This is a genomic window from Citrobacter sp. LJND-P06 (genome assembly GCF_058188415.1).
In genome coordinates, this window is record NZ_CP187317.1 from 1,838,572 (window position 1) to 1,854,286 (window position 15,715).

Below are 15,715 nucleotides of genomic sequence, written 5' to 3' on the forward strand. Positions count from 1 at the left end.
GCCGCTAATGTATCCGGAAAAAATATCATTTGGTTACAGCTAAACATATCGCAAACGCAAATCTTGAAAAAGTCATATTGCTATGACCTGTTTTAGTTGACCACTAGTTCTCTAATTCATAGAATATTTGTATGCTGGTTTCCGATCAGTGCGGTAGCCATTCTAATTCTAAGGAAAATCACTGTGGTTAACTTCATTCGAAATTTAATTAATTCAAACAAAATAAAAACAATATTAGGGAGTTATGGAGACACAAAAACAAAATTTACTCAAGGTAAAGTAGCAGCATTACATAGATTAGAGGTTGCTCTTAAAGGAATGAATAACAAAGAGCATATTGCGTTTGCTCGTGACTGCTATAAAAATGTTAACTTCAGGAAGTTAATAAATCTCTACTCATTCTCAAATAAATATTTTATAAGTACTACATTAGAGAAAGAAGTACCAACATCTTTCATACTATTCACCTTCCTAGAATTTTATAAAGATAACATACATCTTTTTGAAGAATTTGATGAGTACAAGACGCAAATTGAAAATGCTTTTGTAACGAAACAATATTCAGAATGCTATAGTTTATTAAGTAAAGTAAAAGAAAAATTTGGAGATAGCATATGGTATTACGACGTTTTAATGGCAACCAATGTCGCTTCTGGGACAAATACAACAAATGAAGAGTTTGTCGTCAAAGATTTTGCTAGAATATTCCATATTACAAATCATTTATTTGAAAAGCATACATCTATCAGTAGTTTATCATACAAGCAGAAAGTAAAAATAGACACCCTTGATAGACTAAGAAAGCAATATACAAATTATGCTGACTTTATCTCATTTATTTTGCAGCCTACAAATCTTGATCCAGATATTGACTTGTATAATGTCCTACAGTTTTCACAAAGACTGTACCCAATTGACAAGTATCAAATCATAAAAAGATGTCTCATGGAAGTTATTATGGGGAACATAGTAAATCGAGAAGAAACAACTAATGATATTAGACAATTTGTTATAGAAATATCGTCAGTAGAAAAAAGTGGGTACTGGAAAAAGCTTCTTGATTCCATAAACTCTGAATTTGATGTTGATTTAGAACAGAACGAAATTCTAATTATAGAAAGATACTCACAAGGCGAATATAAACAAACCATTGATCTTTGTCACGCCTATTTACTGGAAAATCCTAGCAATTTTTCCACATTAGAAATTTATGCAAGAGCACTATTATTTGATAATGGGTCTAAACTTCGTGAAACGTTAACACAACCAGTTGATGACTTAACAAGTTTATTACTAATTAATTTAATCAATGCTTATAAAGAGCCTTCATCATATTATTCAGCGATCGAAGCAGTTGAAGATCTCAGATTTAGGTATCTGTGCTTTGATTTTATGCTGCCAATACTACCTACTTTCTATGCTTCATATCCATATCAAAACACAGAAAAATTAAAGCTTTCTTTAATAACCGTTTATAATTCTGATTTTTGCTTCACTCCAAAAAACAAATCCAGACTAGATAATTTGCTTTCTTATAAAGAACCATCTGACAATTATATTATTGAAGATAAGATCTATTCATTTTCAGAGTCTAGAAATCTAAGAGTGAGATTAACAGAAGAAATTAGCAACAGCAATAACGACAAAGAGAAAATCCTAATATTATTAGGCAAAATAAATGATTTACAAGATATTACCATCCCTGATAAATGCTATATAATAGCATCAACTTTATTAAAAATAAAAGAGTACAGCACCCTTATAAAACAGATCGTCGAGAATGTACTTGTTAATAGCTCGAGCCTAATATTATTTCCTGTGTCAGAGTTAGCACATGAATTAGATGAGAACGTTGAAATTACAGATGACAGTTTAGAAGCCGCTATTTTTAGTCATTTTATTTATCGGTATATTGATAAGGATTATATTGGTAACGTATCATATTTCGTCGATAGATATTTAGAGGAAAACGCAGCGGTAAAACCCAGTGAAATATTAGAAACAAAGCAAAACATTACAAATAAAGAATTATTTTTGTTGAAGGATGTATGCATTGAAGACATTCTTAGTGGTCTTGAAAATATCGATAAAATACTTCTAATGTTAACGGAAAGAATCAAGATATTAAACATTCTGATTGACAGAAGCGCTTTTTTTCATTTAAACAATGATGAAATTCGCTCATTAAACAATGAAGAAGAGAAAATATATAGTAAACTTCTCGTCAATAAACTTACCAAACACCACCTGTCAAATTTGATCCATATCGATTTTAATGGAATATTTTTAGCCAAATCTGACTTCTATAGACTTGCGTATGAAACAGCGAAAAAAATACATCGAGATGATCTATCGATACATATAGATTTTTTTATTTCGTCCAAGGCTAACAGTGAATCCGAACCGACAAATACGATGGATATAAAATCAGGAGATGATGCAAAGTTATATCATTACGGGCTTATTTATACAAATATGATTAATGATTTCATAATGAATAGCGAGTATGGCCTAGTTCGTTATCTAAGCTCAGAATTTAGACATGGTGTATTGCCAAATCAGATAAGAAGTGTTTTTGAAGCAGATTCTTTAGTTACACTTAAAATTGCCGATGAAGCATATGATGAGCCAATATTTTGGCTTGATAAAATTAGCAAGGTTGATACTTGCGCAAAAGAACATCTCACTATTTGCATCCAACGCTTTTCAAAGAAAATTGATTCTTTTATTATAGATACGAATGACCTTCTCATACCTATAATTTCGAACAAAGACGCAATTAAAGAAGCTGAAATTACATCAGGATTTATTTTTTCTGCAACAACCGAAAAATATAACGAATTAATGACCTTCGTAAATTGCATTATTGAATTAAAAGATGGTAACAATCATTTTACATATGAGGATTTTAAAGAGGCAATCGAAGAGTTTATCTGGCAGCAACTTGATCATTGTTTTATCGTTATGAAAGCTATAATTAATGAAGCTGTCAAACCTAATTTCAGAACAGAGTGCGATAAATTATTAAGCGTACTCTCCCAAAATAAAACAATCATAGATGACTGTCCAATCTCTGAGAAAATACAACTGGCTAAGTTTAATATCAGTGAAAAACTCTCTGACATTGAAAATTGGTTTCGACGACCAAGTAAAGAATTGGATGAAGATATAGAACTTGCCACTTTACTTATCGCCTCAAAAGATTACATAGAAGGGATATATTCTCCCCAAAAGATAAAAGTTGATTTAAGTCACAGTGAGTATGACTCTTTGAAACTTAGTAATTCTTCATTATTGAATTTAACTCGTTCATTAGTTACTATGTATAATAACTGTCTTAGGCACGGTAAAGATCTCATAGGAACACCTATATCTGTCAGTACTTCAGTTATTGATTTAAAATTGACTATTTCAGTTGAGAATGAAATATCTCATGATAAATACCTTGAACTAGTAAAAAGAAACATTGAAGCAGAGGTCAATTCTTATCCAAACAATGATTACAGTTATAGATTGAAGATAGAGGGTGGTACTGGTTTGTATAAAGTTTTTAAAAACATTCAAGATGGATTTAAAAATGGACGATTCATAGTTCAACTAAATGGGAATACATTTAAACAAATAATCGAAATAAATTTGGAGTAAATATGAACATTCTTATCATTGAAGACAATTTATACAAGAGTGATAAAGTATGCATGTTTATGAAAGAAATTTTTCAAAATTCTATAATAACATTAGCATATTCTGTTTCAAGCGGTATCAAAAAACTTAATTCTGAAGAGTTTGATTTGGCAATTATAGATATGAGTCTCCCTACTTTTGATAAGAATCAAGGTGAACCACCCAGTCAACCTAAAGTATTTGGTGGTTTAGAAATTGCTAAACATATTCATCGTAAAAAGTCGAAGGTAAAGTATATTATACTAACTCAATATAAATCATTTGCGGAAGACGATAAACGCTATGATTTAGCATCCATTGAAAATATTTTCAAAGACAAATATCTTAAAAATTCTCTTGGCTGTGTATATTACGACAACTCAAGTCTTAACTGGAAAAAAGAAATAACTAACATATTGGAATTAGAATGAATAGAATAATTATTGTGGATGATGATGAAATACGCAGAAGAAATATAATTCAACGGCTTAATCATGAACATGATATACCTGAAGAATGGATTGATGAAAGCGACTCTATCAACTCAGCCATTCAGTTACTCAGAAGCACTTATTACTCAATTGCTTTAATAGACATGGGCCTACCTACGCTATCTGGTGACACACCGGATAACTTCGGTGGTCTAACAATAGTAGAATCTATTTATAAAAACAAAGTAAAAACCCCTGGTTTTATTCTGGGGTATACCGCTATTATTGATAACCTAGAAGAAAAGACTGTTGCATTCAAGGATAAAGGTTTTAGATTAGAACAGAGCATTGCAGGAGATTATTCCTGGTTAAATAATGCTAAAGCAGAAATAAAACATTTCCTTAATGTATTCTCAAATTATGAAAGGGGTAACTTCAATATTTCTGTTTTAACTATTCATGGCATTAGAAGTTACGCTTCTTGGCAAGAGGATATTGAGAGGATTATCTCAAATAATACTGAATCGAAATCACAAACATTCTTTCATTATAAACATACATTAATATCAACTTATTCATTTCTTAAATCTAAAAAAAGAGAAGAAATACTAGAGCATTTCACCAGTGAGCTAAGGCAATGGATTAATACAAATAGAAGTAATAAGATTGTTTGCGTTGCACATAGTTTTGGTACCTTTTTACTGATGGAGGGAATAAAGAGATTAGATGATAATAGATTGACCAATAGTTTAGATCTTATAATTCTCTGCGGGAGTGTTCTCCCTGAAAATTATAAATTTGATTTTTTATCTAGCAACCGAGAAGTGCATATTGTAAATGAGTGTGCAATCAATGATTACCCATTACTTTTGAATGAAGCTATTGTCAAAAATGCAGGATTAGCCGGGATTCTCGGTTTTAAAATGTTTAATGGTCAGAAGATAAAAAACCGATACTTTAATGGTGGGCACTCATTGTTCTTCAGTGAAAATCATATAATGAAATACTGGGTTCCACTTTTTAATGATAAGGAACGTATCATTGATGTTAATGAGGGTATCAATCAGGGTGTTTTCTTTAAAATCATGTTGCGACTAAGTCAACTTGTTGGGAAGATTTTTAAATAATAATGTCAGGTGTACCGGTGATGACCCTGGCCCAAAATCCAGAATCATTCAGAAACAGAATTCCGGCATGATGATCCCCCCTGAACGGAGGATGTACTGATGAAAAAGTCACGATTCACCGAAGAACAGATTATCTTTGCCCTGAAGCAGGCTGAACTGGGTACGCCAGGTCTGTCGTAAGCTGGAAATACCCGATGCCGCGTTCTATACATGGTGCAAGAATACGGCGGTATTTTCCCTTCAGAACCGAAGCATATGCGGCAGTTGGAAGAGGTGAATTTGCAACTGAGGAAACTGGTGGCCGATCTGAGTCTCGACAAGGAGATGCTGCAGGACGGTGCTGGCAAAAAAGAACTGTCGCTGGCGCGTTTGCGAGAATGGGTCAGGGACCCGCAGGTCTGCTTCGTACTGCGGGTCAGGCGCAGTTCGTTCCGCTACCGCTCTGTAGCGGCCGATGACAGTGCCCTGCGCCTGCGGATACGGGAAATCACTGAAAAGCGCGAGCATTACGGCTACCGGCGGGGTCACATCCAGTTCAGGCGGGAGGGCTGGAGAGATAACCATAAACGCATTTACCATCTACTACCGCGAACAGGGACTATCACTGCGCCTCAAACGGCCGCATCGCAATAAATCTGCACCGCAGCGCTAGCAGCAACTACAACCCTTCAAAAATATACTGTATACATAAACAGCTAGTTATGTTAGGGTTTTATTCGTGATTACTCGTCACACATTCAACCCAGATGGAGTTAGTATGCAAGAGTTACAACCGGTCATTGATGAACTTATTGAACAATCACGAGACGCAGATAAGCGTAAACAAGATGAAGAATTGTGTCTTTTGAATAAGGTTCTGGAGATCTATGACCAGAAGGTTGTAGCAGAAGTATTACGTGCGGTGAGTGGAAGTGACTGGACGCGCGAAACAATTAATCGCTGGGTAAATGGTAAGTTGACTAGCAAAAAATTAGTTGATGTCGAAATCAAAATGCTAAGGAGTTTATTACCTTCACCTCCACCTCACTATGCTCAGAGTCGTTTCCGCTTTATTGACCTATTTGCCGGTATTGGCGGGATTCGTAGTGGTTTTGAGGCCATTGGCGGAAAATGCGTATTCACCAGCGAGTGGAATGACTATGCCGTCAGAACTTATAAAGCTAATTGGTATTGTGATGAAAATGATCATATTTTCAACTCTGATATTCGGGATGTCACACTGAGTAATCAGGATGATATTACTGAAGAACAAGCTTACACCCACATCGATAATAGTATTCCTGATCATGATGTCCTTTTGGCTGGTTTTCCTTGCCAACCCTTCAGCCTTGCAGGTGTCAGTAAAAAGAATTCATTAGGACGTAAACACGGGTTCGAATGCGATACGCAAGGAACACTCTTTTTTGATGTTGCTCGCATTATTATGGCAAAGCAGCCTGCTGTTTTTGTCTTAGAGAATGTGAAGAATCTGAAGAGTCATGATAAAGGTAAAACCTTCCGTGTCATCATGGATACCCTAAACGAACTAGGTTATGACGTCGCAGATGCTGATTCTATGGGGGCTGATGATCCTAAGATTATTGATGGCAAAAATTTTCTTCCTCAACATCGTGAACGTATTGTACTGGTGGGATTCAGGCGCGATTTAAATCTTGCTGAAGGATTCACTCTTAGAGACATAGTCAAAGAGTTCCCGCAGCGGCGGCCGACAGTTAAAGATTTGCTCGATACTGATGTTAATGAGAAGTACATTTTGACGCCCAAACTTTGGGATTATCTTTATAAGTATGCCAAAAAGCATAAAGAGAAAGGGAATGGGTTTGGATTTGGTCTTGTTAATTCTTTAGATAAATCAGCCAGTTGCAGAACGCTCAGTGCCAGGTATCACAAGGACGGATCTGAAATTCTGATTGATCGTGGTTGGGATATGAGTATTGGTGAAAAGGAATTTAATGATCCAGAAAATATGTCTCGACGCCCGCGTAGGTTGACCCCGAGAGAATGTGCTCGACTTATGGGGTTCGAACAGCCTGGAAAAGTATCTTTTCGGATTCCTGTATCAGACACTCAAGCGTACCGACAGTTTGGAAACTCCGTCATAGTACCAGTTTTTGCCGCAGTGGCCCGTTTACTTGATTCAAGAATTGCCCGCGCTGTTGAAATACGAAAATCGAAGAAACTAAGCAACGTGAGTTGATTTCAAACAAAAAAGCGCCCAACGGCGCTTTTTTTGTGAATTGATTATCGTTAAATTGAAAGTAATCAATATATGATAGGTCGACACAATGGATACCAGACTTAGCGAACATTTTAACTTTGCGGCAGGAAAATCTCTGAGTGCTGTTGATGCTGTACCTTCTAGGTCTAATCAGCATGAGATTGGAGGATTGGTTAAAGTTGGCTTTGGACAAGCAATTGGTGATGTTTCGTACGGAGAAAAGCGACAAATCTCATGTTTAATGGTTTGGTTATCTGACGATGATGACAATAACCTGACATTAAGAACAACAGTAACTTGGTATAATGCAAGAGCTGGTAAATCGCACCGTGGTCCCGAGTATCGTCTTTACTATCCTAGTAATGAGGTCACGGAGCGGATGGGGGAAGGCGATTTTCTTCTAACTGCTCTTCGACATGACAATGAGCTAGTAATGTGTTTTGCTCCCAAAAATAGTCAAGTCGAATGGCAATTGCGGTCGTTGTTCGGGCTTGCCCTAGGTAATATTACTGATCATCATTTCCATGGCGCCGAGCTATCAAATAAAACGTTGTTGTTGCCAATTAGAATTTTTCTAGAAGAAATTGGAATTATTTTTGAGCCGGAACTAGACCCCCGAGATGCTACTTTGGAATGGCTGCTTACTCGATATCCTGATGGTTTCCCTACTTCTAAAATTTTTTCAGAATTGGCCCGTGAGCGAGTTGGTCGTCATTCTATTGGCTCTCCTGATGAAACTCTCATGGCCTGGCTGGGTGAAGAGGAAATGCTATTTCGTGTAATGGAAAGACATATCGTCAGGCAGCAGCTTCAGGCTGGATTTGGAGCGGAGAAGAATGATGTTGACGCCTTTATTCAATATTCTCTGAGTGTTCACAACCGCCGCAAGAGTCGCGTCGGTTTCGCTTTTGAGAATCATCTCGAAGCTGTGTTTATGGAACACGGCCTATTGTTTGAAAAAGGTAGTCGCCGTAATGTTACGGAAAATAATTCAAAACCCGATTTTTTATTTCCGTCATTTTCTGCCTATCATGAACAAGGGTATTCACATGATAAACTGTTCCTTCTCGCAGCTAAAACTACATGCAAAGACCGCTGGCGACAGGTTTTAGCAGAGGCTGGTCGTATCCCTAAAAAGCATTTGATCACCTTACAATCAGTAATCAGTACTAACCAACTAGAGGAAATGAGATACCACCAGTTACAGTTGGTAATTCCATCCCCAATACTCTCCCTTTATTCACCTGACAGTCAGGGTTTCTTAATGCCGCTATCTGAATTTATTGATGTCGTCAAAGATACTAACCTAGCGTGAGCAAATGCGTAATTTCACCTATGCACTTGCTTCTAGATTCGATTTAGTGAGGTAATTAAGAGGCAGGCAGGTGCTATGCAATAATTTGCTATGTATGGCAAGCTTTCTGCATTTATTGGATGATATACCTTAGATTTAACTGGAAAATTCAGTTTTGGAATTTACCATATATACCCAAATGCACTACTCTCTAAAGGTGAATGACCGACTAACGAATCTGAAAAAACTTAAAAGCGGTGGCTAGTTTTTGTTGACCACTACAAAGCGTATTGGATAATTTGTAGAGTAGTTCGCTGCCCTTGCGTTTTTCTTAATGATATCAACTGGAGGAGTCTATGCTCAATGCCTCTCGCAAATCCACTCGCGACAAGCAAATCAAATTACGGGTCACCAGTGAAGAACTGGCGGTGATCGATTATGCTGCACTCTTGCTAAACAAGACTCGTAATGATTTTATCATAAAACAGGCTGTCTTTGAGGCATCTAACATTATTATAGATCGACGAGTGTTTGTTCTGGATGATGAGCGATACCTGATGTTTTTGGAGCATCTTGAGGCTCCAGTGCAGAACATGGAGGGGCGCAAACGACTAATGGATGTTAACCCTGAATGGAAATAATCAGGTGACCTCGATCCTATGCACAAATTCTGTACAAATGCCTTTGTAAATAGACCCGTTTTAGTTCCACGCACTTTTTGAGAACCCAGCCAGATTGACCCTGATGTTATACAGGGTTCGTCCTGACTACTTAAGGTTCGAAATAGATGAATCCATCATTACAGACAGCTCTACGGAACACGGGGACCCGGCGTGGGTCTGTCCTGTCAGCCAGCCTGAATCCCTCACTATCCAGACGGGTTCGTTCCGCTGGGAGGCGATTCCAGCATCTGTGACGCGCTGGCGAAAGACCGATGCCTGATCTCCTCCCTGAAAATCATCTTGGGTGGTTATGAACAATTTCGCATACTTAGACAAATCAATATATTAGTCAGCGTGAGACGTTTTCAATATCCTGTTCGAACTCAGAAAAGACAAATTGCCTGACATGTAGTATCGACTTCAAGTTCAGTTTTTGCCCGATGTTACGGGTGTAGGTATAGATGGTTTTTGGCGCCAGAAAAATTTTGCGTGACGCAGCCTCTATATCATCAGTTCCCAGTAAAGCAAAAAGCGTCTTCTTTTCTTTCTCAGTAAGCATACTCAGATTCCTGCAATTAGCGATATGGTTTAACGCGTAGTCAATTGCATGTGTGCGCCCGTTGACCAGTTGCCATCGAAATTCCACAAAGCAGGATTTTCTGTATATCGTCACCAACGGTTCAAGTACTCTTGAGCTAACATCTTTTCCCCCGATAAAAATCAGACGATGGCCATCACTAAAGTTCTTTCTTTTAAGTAGCCTGTAAATCGACCCCAGACTGCTAAATGACTCAATATCAATAAGGCACAGTTTTCTGGTAGCAGGTGCCTGCTGAAGCATCACAGACAATGCGTTACGTAAAAAAATATCTTTCGTCAAAATCATGTGTGACATAAACATAACCACGTGGTTTCAGTCATCAGAGAAAAGGGGCCTTAAGGCCCCTACAGGTAACATCAGTTTTAGAATCCGATCCGGATACCGGCCACACCCTGGATCGGTGTTTCGATATGGCTTCCCTGACGGTAGTTCGCCTCACCGTACAGGGTCACGTCTTTGCCCACGTCCACCGACGCGCCCAGGCCGTACTTACCTGACGTGCCTTTGACGTTGTTGTCGAAGCGGTTACGCCCGTTGATGGTGACTTCATTCGAGTCAGCGAACTCCTGCACCACCGCCGCGGACAGGTAAGGCCTGAACTCCGTCGCGCCCAGGCCGAACTTACCGGCAAGCTTCGCGCCCGCTTCACCCGTGACGGAGCGCGGCGTGCCGGTGTTTCCTTTCATGCCGTTGCTGAGCTTCACGTCCTCGCGGGTCATCTGCACGAACGCCATCCGGGCATAAGGGGTGAGGCTCAGGTCGTCGCGGATACTGAACTGGTAGCCACCTTCCACTGCGGTACTGAGCGCATACTGTGTCCAGTCACCGCTGGTTTTACCCCCGTTGGTCATGACGGCGCTGAGTTTGTTGTTCAGGCGGTTGCCCTTCACCACGCCGTCAGCGTAGAAGCCGCTGGCGTCGAACCAGGTGGCATACAGGCCGAGGCCGTAGCTGTCGATTTTGCTTTTACCGCCGCGAGCATGTTTTACCGTGTTGTCGCTGTAAGACATGAACGCCCCCGTGACGAGGCTGCCGCGGTCAAAGTCAGTCCGGATGTCAGCACCGATTTCCATGCCATTCTGGTTCAGGGTGTAGGCCGTACCATTGCTGGTATCGGTATCTGTTTTGCTGCCGAGGTAGTGTCCCCAGACGTTGCTTTCCGGTCCGGTTTTATCCAGGCTTGCACGATACGTGCGCAGGCCATCCAGCTCGCCGTGGATAACGTTCAGACCGGCATTGGACATGGCCAGAACAGCATCGGTTGCCGGGGTAGTCATCGGCTTCTTGCCACCACTGCCGTTACCGCCCGCGTTGCCGTTGTCACCGCCGCCAGGGTTCTCACCGCCGCCCGGGTTCTCACCACCGCCCGGATTCTCACCGCCGCCCGGATTCTCACCGCCGCCCGGATTCTCACCGCCGCCCGGATTCTCACCGCCGCCAGGGTTCTCACCGCCGCCCGGATTCTCACCGCCGCCCGGATTCTCGCCGCCGCCAGGGTTCTCACCGCCGCCAGGGTTTTCACCGCCGCCAGGGTTCTCACCGCCGCCAGGATTTTCACCACCGCCAGGATTCTCACCGCCGCCAGGGTTCTCACCGCCGCCAGGGTTCTCACCGCCGCCAGGGTTCTCACCGCCGCCAGGGTTCTCACCGCCGCCAGGGTTCTCACCGCCGCCAGGGTTCTCGCCTCCGCCAGGGTTCTCACCACCGCCCGGGTTTTCACCGCCATCGTCGGTTGCGCCGAGGTACCAGACGTTACCGCCGGTGAGGCCGTCCTTATTCTGCTGGCTGTACAGGGTGTACATGTACGTCCCGCCGTCCACAACCCGGGTGCTTCGCCCGGACGCCGTGACCATTTCAAAATCAATGTCACCGCCCTTCTCATGGATGAGGTTCAGCGTCAGGTCCGTGTGGTCTGATATCTCTTTACCGGAGTCAGCCACGGCAATACCAAACTGACCGGTGCCCTGCTCGATGGTGACGAAGTTGCCTTTACGGTCGGCAAGAGAAGTGTTTAAGAGGAAGTTCCCGGTGCCGTTCAGCTCCATAATCGTCAGTTTCGCGAATTCACCGTCGCTGTTGCGCAGGAAATTGACGTTACCGCCGTTCATGGTGAGCTTATCAACCTGAGCCGGAGTCAAACTGGCTGAGGCATCAGTGAGGTCGGAGACAGAGAGGGTGCCGCCCGTGATATGTACGTCCGTTGCGAGGGAGCCTGCGTACATCAGCAGTTCGCCACCGGCGTTAATCTGAGTCTCGCCGCTGGCCAGTGCCCCGGTCATCAGCCAGGACTGTCCGCCATTGATGGTGGTATTGGTGGTCATGCTGCCACTGGAGACACGCTGACTGCCATCATTTAGGGTGGTAGAGGTGGCCGTCCCGCCACTGTAGACGATCTGATAACCACCATTGATGGTAGTGTCAGTGGCTGTACCACCGCTGGAGACGTACTGATAACCACTATTGATGGTAGTGTCAGTGGCTGTACCACCGCTGGAGACACGCTGTTCGCCACCATTGATGGTGGTAGAGGTGGCCGTCCCGCCACTGTAGACAGTCTGAGTGCCAGCATTAAAGAAAGTGCCGTCACCATTGATGGTAGTGTCAGTGGCTGAACCACCACTGGAGACGTACTGAGTACCATTGCTGTTGATGGTCGTCGAGGTGGCTGAACCACCACTGGAGACGTACTGAGTACCCCCAATGTTGATGGTTGTGGCTGTGACCCTTCCACCTGAGACGTATTGGCGGCCGCTAGAATTAATTGTGGTGTCAGTGGCCATGCCGCCAGTGTAGACATACTGGATTCCAGCGAAGATACCACCAACAATAGTAGTACCTGTGGCAGTGCCGCCATCGTAAATGTGCTGAAATCCGCGTTTGAGAGCCGTACTTATGGCAACGCCGCCAGCGTAGATGTGCTGGGTTCCAGAACTGCCAGCGGCGATGTTGTTATCGATGGTGGTTCCAGTGGCTGTACCGCCACTGGAGATATGCTGTGCTCCAGCACTAATGGTCGCACTAATGGCGGAGGCGCCACTGTAAATGTACTGGGTTCCATTACTGACATTGGTACTGGTAGCCGAGCCGCCAGCGTAAACGTATTGTGCTGCTCCTGAATGGTCTAGTAAGGTACCGGAGGCAGTACCGCCACTGGAGATGTGCTGAGTTCCACTCCAATAGATGCCGGTGTTAATGGCAGTTCCCCCAGAAACGTGCTGGACTCCGCCCCCGTAAAGAAATGCACCTGAAGCCGTGCCGCCACGGGAGATGTGCTGAATTCCTCCACTGCTTATCCTCGTTGATGTGGCTGCCCCCCCCCATTCTATATGCTGTTCACCACCACTCTTAATGGTAGTAGCAGAAGTAGTTCCGCCGCTAACTCTCTGAGTTCCGCCATCATTTATAGTAGCAAAGGTGTCAATACCGTTGACGCTCTGAGTGCCACCACTATTTATAGTGGTAGAGGTAGTCATGCCATTCCAGGCGACGTACTGCTCCCCACCATCGTTTATGGTAGTAAGGATGGCCATGCCGCCACTAGAGACGTTCTGGACTCCAGCGTTGTTAATGGTGGTAGAAGTGGCTATGCCGACACTAGAGACGTTCTGGATTCCAGCATTATTGATGGTTGTAGAAGTGACCATGCCGCCACTTGAGACGTTTTGGATCCCGGCACTATAGATTGTTGTAACAGTGGCTGTACCATTAACGTTCTGAGTGCCATCGTTGATAGTGGTGCTGGTAGCTGTTCCACCACTGTAGATGCGCTGACTACCACCATTGTTGATGGTAGTAGAAGTGGCTGTGCCAGTGACACTCTGGTAACCACCGTCGATGGTAGTAGTGATTACCTCACCACCGCTGGAAACATGCTGATTACCACCACTGTTGATGGTAGTGGAGGTGGCAGAGCCGCCACTATAAACGTACTGAGTTCCGCTGCTGTTGATGGTAGTGGAGGTGGCCGAGCCGCCACTGGAGACGTTCTGATAACCACCGCTGTTGATGGTAGTGGAGGTGGCCGAGCCGCCACTGGAGACGTTCTGATAACCACGACTGTTGATGGTAGTAGAGGTGGCTGAGCCACCATCGTAGACGTACTGATAACCACCACTGTTGATGGTAGTGGTGGTAGCTAAGCCATTAACGCCCTGACTACCACTGTTGTTGATAGTGGTACCTGTAGCTGTGCCGCCAAAATGGATGCTCTGATAACCTCCGTTGATGGTAGTGGAGGTGGCCGAACCGCCACTGGAGACGTACTGATAACCACGACTGTTGATGGTAGTAGAGGTGGCCGAGCCGCCGCTGGAAACGTGCTGATAACCACCACTGTTGATGGTAGTGGAGGTGGCCGAGCCGCCACTGGATATGTACTGAGAGCCACGATTGTTGATGATGGTGTTAGTGGCATTACCTCCATCGTAGATTATTTGTAGGGCGTTTGAAAAAGTGCCTGTAGACCCACCGTTAAGCGTTGTGTCAGTGGCCGTGCCACCGCTGGAAACATGCTGATTACCACCGCTGTTGATGGTAGTAGAGGTGACCGAGCCACCACTGAAAACATACTGATAACCACTGTTGATGGTCGTAGAGGTGGCAGAGCCACCACTGGAAACGTGCTGTTCACCACCACTGTTGATGGTGGTAGAGGTGGCCGTTCCGCCACTGAAAACGCCCTGATAACCACCGTTGTAGATGGCAGTAGAGGTGGCAGAGCCACCACTGGAAACGTGCTGTTCACCACCACTGTTGATGGTGGTAGAGGTGGCCGTTCCGCCACTGAAAACGCCCTGATAACCACCGTTGTAGATGGTAGTAGAGGTAGCCGAGCCGCCACTGTAAACGTTCTGAGCACCGCTGATGCGAATGATGGTGGAAGTGACCGAGCCGCCATTCGAGACGTTCTGAGCACCACCGCTTATAAAAGTGTTGGTAGCCGAGCCGCCATTGGAGACGTTCTGAATACCACCGTTGTAGATGGTAGTAGAGGTAGCCGAGCCGCCATTGGAGACGTTCTGAGCACCGCCGTTGCTAATGATAGTGGTAGTGGCCGAGCCGCCACTGTAAACGTTCTGAGCACCGCTGATGCGAATGGTGGTGGAGGTGACCGAGCCGCCATTCGAGACGTTCTGAGCACCACCATTGCTTATGTAAGTGGAGGTAGCCGAGCCGCCACTGTAAACGTTCTGAGCACCACCGCTTATAAAAGTGGAGGTAGCCGAGCCGCCACTGTAAACGTGCTGAGCACCACCGCTTATAAAAGTGGTGGTGGCCGTTCCTTCACTGATGCTCTGAGAACCACCATTGTTTATGTGAGTGTAGGTAGCCGAGCCGCCATTGTCGACGCTCTGCTTGCCCTGACTGTTGATGGTAGTAGAAGTGGCAGTGCCTCCACTGTCAATGAACTGACTCCCACCGCTGTTGATGGTAGTGATGGTGGCCTTGCCACCACTATTAATGAACTGATAACCATTATTGATGGTCGTGGAGGTAGCAGTATCGCCTGAATTAAGACTCTGTGTACCCGTTACCGTCACGCCCACATAGTCCACGGCCTTAACCGGCCCTGAGGGCAGCAGCATGGTACCCAGCAGCAGTGCCAGGGCGCTTTTCTTCGGTGCCAGCTTCGGGCGGCCCGGGCCTCTGGCCAGTTCAGAAGTGACCACCCACTGTTGGCGCGACTCGCACCAGACGGTGGTATATATCTTGTTCATAT

Annotated in this window: 8 protein-coding genes and 1 pseudogene; 7 read left to right on the forward strand and 2 right to left on the reverse strand. The window is 43.7% G+C overall.

What is annotated here, in order from left to right:
• Nucleotides 1-183 precede the first annotated feature (183 nt).
• From ACO7SM_RS08765 to ACO7SM_RS08795, 7 genes and pseudogenes are all read left to right on the forward strand, one after another.
• Complete coding sequence (locus tag ACO7SM_RS08765) at nucleotides 184-3,645, forward strand: hypothetical protein (protein WP_490470497.1); 3,462 nt, start codon at nucleotides 184-186, stop codon at nucleotides 3,643-3,645.
• A gap of 2 nt (nucleotides 3,646-3,647) precedes the next feature.
• A complete protein-coding gene (locus ACO7SM_RS08770; RefSeq protein ID WP_490470498.1) occupies nucleotides 3,648-4,094 on the forward strand; it encodes a response regulator in 447 nt (148 codons plus the stop codon).
• Nucleotides 4,091-5,221, forward strand: coding sequence for a response regulator (locus ACO7SM_RS08775; protein ID WP_490470499.1), 1,131 nt, complete (start codon nucleotides 4,091-4,093; stop codon nucleotides 5,219-5,221). Before ACO7SM_RS08770 ends, ACO7SM_RS08775 begins: the two co-directional genes overlap by 4 nt.
• 99 nt (nucleotides 5,222-5,320) lie before the next feature.
• A pseudogene (locus tag ACO7SM_RS08780) lies at nucleotides 5,321-5,870 on the forward strand (transposase); the annotation flags it as partial.
• 108 nt (nucleotides 5,871-5,978) lie between these two features.
• Nucleotides 5,979-7,418, forward strand: coding sequence for a DNA cytosine methyltransferase (locus tag ACO7SM_RS08785; RefSeq protein WP_490470500.1), 1,440 nt, complete (start codon nucleotides 5,979-5,981; stop codon nucleotides 7,416-7,418).
• Nucleotides 7,419-7,506: 88 nt separating this feature from the next.
• Nucleotides 7,507-8,754: a type II restriction endonuclease gene (locus ACO7SM_RS08790; RefSeq protein ID WP_490470501.1), complete on the forward strand. Its 1,248-nt coding sequence runs from the start codon at nucleotides 7,507-7,509 to the stop codon at nucleotides 8,752-8,754.
• A gap of 335 nt (nucleotides 8,755-9,089) precedes the next feature.
• Nucleotides 9,090-9,374 carry a type II toxin-antitoxin system TacA family antitoxin gene (locus ACO7SM_RS08795; protein ID WP_490470502.1) on the forward strand — a complete coding sequence of 95 codons (285 nt, stop codon included), beginning with the start codon at nucleotides 9,090-9,092 and terminating at the stop codon, nucleotides 9,372-9,374.
• Nucleotides 9,375-9,744: 370 nt separating this feature from the next.
• On the opposite strand, the gene ACO7SM_RS08800 is transcribed toward ACO7SM_RS08795, so the two are convergent.
• A complete protein-coding gene (locus tag ACO7SM_RS08800) occupies nucleotides 9,745-10,290 on the reverse strand; it encodes a hypothetical protein (protein WP_490470503.1) in 546 nt (181 codons plus the stop codon).
• 68 nt (nucleotides 10,291-10,358) lie between these two features.
• Entirely contained in the window at nucleotides 10,359-15,713 is a 5,355-nt protein-coding gene (locus ACO7SM_RS08805) for an AIDA repeat-containing protein (protein ID WP_490470504.1), read from the reverse strand.
• Between the last annotated feature and the right edge of the window lie 2 nt (nucleotides 15,714-15,715).